At 65.8% G+C, this 2,350-nt stretch carries 1 protein-coding gene and 1 pseudogene; both read left to right on the top strand.

Translation table 11 applies throughout. The features are described 5' to 3' along the window. Window positions 1-1,220 precede the first annotated feature (1,220 nt). Complete coding sequence (locus Manayef4_RS02585) at window positions 1,221-1,541, top strand: hypothetical protein (protein WP_175443303.1); 321 nt, start codon at window positions 1,221-1,223, stop codon at window positions 1,539-1,541. A 472-nt stretch (window positions 1,542-2,013) separates the two neighbouring features. Next, window positions 2,014-2,350 (top strand): annotated as a pseudogene (locus Manayef4_RS02580) (IS5-like element ISFsp7 family transposase); the annotation flags it as partial.

The following is a 2,350-nucleotide window of genomic DNA, read 5'->3' as shown; positions in this document are numbered from 1 at the left end:
CCTGAACGCCTGCGCCACAGCCGGCGGGAAAGCACCCGCCGGCCCCGCCCTCGAACCCTTCCTCACCTGGCAGACCACCACCCAGACCGGCAGCCCTCCCAGCACCGACCCACCCCAGGACGGCCCACCCGACGGGCCCGAGCCCTAACCCCACCCACAAGCCGAAAACCACCCGACCGGCAACACCGGCCGGGCCTTCGGCCCGCCCACCCACGCCATCACCGAACTCTTACGAACAATGAAGTGCCTGGGCGTCACTCGCATCTGGAACCGGGCTAGCCAATGGGTAGAATGTGGGCGCGTAACGAGCGACGGCCCAGAATGCGAGGACGGTTGYRGCGGCGGCCAGGAACAATCGCCCTTGCCAACTGCGGAGCACACCTTGAACGGTATATACCCTGGACGGCCCGAAGTCTTTCAAGGTGCGATCAGACGCAATTTCAGCTGGCGACAGCAGAGGCTCGCTTTGTTCGGCACCGGTTTGCGGTTGGCTATCGGCCGCTTCCCCAACTTTTTCCCCGGTGATGTCTTGCCYCCGCGAAAGAGACTCCTTCTTTACCTGCACCAGGGAGCCTGAAGGTAGATGCAGGGCTTCCTCGTAGAGCTGAAGCGTCTTATCGGTCGCCATCGTATTACCGAGTTCATTCGGCGACAGCGTGCTGTGGTGCCTCCCTATTTTGTCCCCCATATAGCGCAATGAAAAACCGCGCCCCTCGCGGGCCTGTCGCATCGCGGCGCCGACGCGCTGAGCCGGTGTGAGGACGGGCGACCGCCCCGGCTCATTGGCGGCAGGCACGGCCAGGCCGCCCGTGCGCGGAGCCGCGAACGGGACTGCCTCCTCCTCATCGCTTGGTGGCRACCGACGACCCTCCCCCATGTCAGCACCTCAGTATCCCGGAGAGACGCGGCCTGCTGCTTGACGGGAGTGAGGTGGTTGGTTGGCCGGGTGGTTGRCAGGCGAGCCAACCAGCTCTGAAACGGTTGGTGGTTGGTTGACGCCCACAACCAGGKGGTTTGTGTTGCAGCCWCGATCGCATCAGGCCGTCGGCCACCCTGGCTGGYGGCACCAAGATCGCTGAGACTGGAGCGCGCCAATGGCTGACGCCTCGCGGGTGGGCGCTGTCCCGGACCCCCTGGACCAGCTGACGAAGGAGCTGGCCCCCGTCCGKTCGGCCGCCTCGCCCCTGGACCTGGAGCCGCTACTGCGGGACCTTCCCGCCTTGACCGGCCTCGGCATCGTCCGCGGGCGGGTGCATGCCGCCACCAGCCTTGGGTTGGCGACGGCGGTGCTGGCGGTGGTGCGGGAGGYGGCGGCCAGCCTGGATGAGGCGGTGCCTGAGCACAACCAGGTGCATCTGCTGTTCCGKGTGCATCCGAAGACGGCGCGGCTCACGYCGGCGGGCGCGCGGCAGGCCGCCCAAGAAGTCAGCGGCGTGGAGATGCGTCAGTTTCGATTTCGCCAGGAGGGGCGGTTGAGGCGGCTCGTCGCGCAACAGCTGCTGGAAATGCAGTACGGAGCCGACCACCGCCCTTACGAATAAAGCGGCCGGAGCACGTGGTGACAGCGGCCGAATGGGTGCGCCTCCAGCTCCAGCGCGCCCCCACCTTGAGCGCCGACAAGTGGGCCAAGATCGCCGGGGTTATCCGGGCGGTTCCGTCCGGGACGTAGGCCGGGTGCGGGGCGTCAATAGGCGAACCACCTAAAACTCTGCCAGGTTCGCGGTCGTGGTTTAGCTCTGTGGAGCCTAAAATCGGCCCCGAGAAAGCTCATAACAAGATTAWGATCTTTGACAGTGTGCTCACGCGGGCGCATTTCGGCGACCTCAMCGGCCTGAACTTTGCGCCCCTGCTTCGGTTGTCCTTTGAGATTGAGCCTTTCCCTGCAACGTTTGGTGACGCTCCGTGAGCGTCGCTGGGTGTGAGCGTCCCTGGGGGTGGAGACGATGAAGGCGCGGGGCTCCGGTAGGAAGTTGTTCCGACCAAAGAGCAACTCCGAAGGAACCCCACGCCTCGATGAGTTTCACATACACCGCCGAGCTGCCGTTCGGCGATCACACCGTTTTCCGTCTGGCGGGTCTTCTCGTGGCGGRGCKTCAACGTCGTGGTACCCGCAAGGGCACYCGGACGCTGTCCGCGTTGGAACAGGCCGTGATGGTCCTGCGCTGGTTCTGTGACGGCACCAGGGCCAGGCGGCTCTTCTCCGATCATGGGGTGTCCCGGTCGGTGGGCTACCGCTACCTGCACGAGGGAGTCGCCGTGCTCGCCTGGCAGGCCCCGGACCTGCGTGAAGCGCTGATGCGGGCCAGGGTCGCCGGCTACGAGCATCTCATCGTTGACGGCACGGTCATCG

Source organism: Frankia sp. CgMI4, assembly GCF_001756285.1.
Taxonomy (GTDB): Bacteria; Actinomycetota; Actinomycetes; order Frankiales; family Frankiaceae; genus Frankia; species Frankia casuarinae.
The sequence above is the reverse complement of the archived record's forward strand: the minus strand, read 5'-3'. Positions and strand labels throughout refer to the sequence as shown.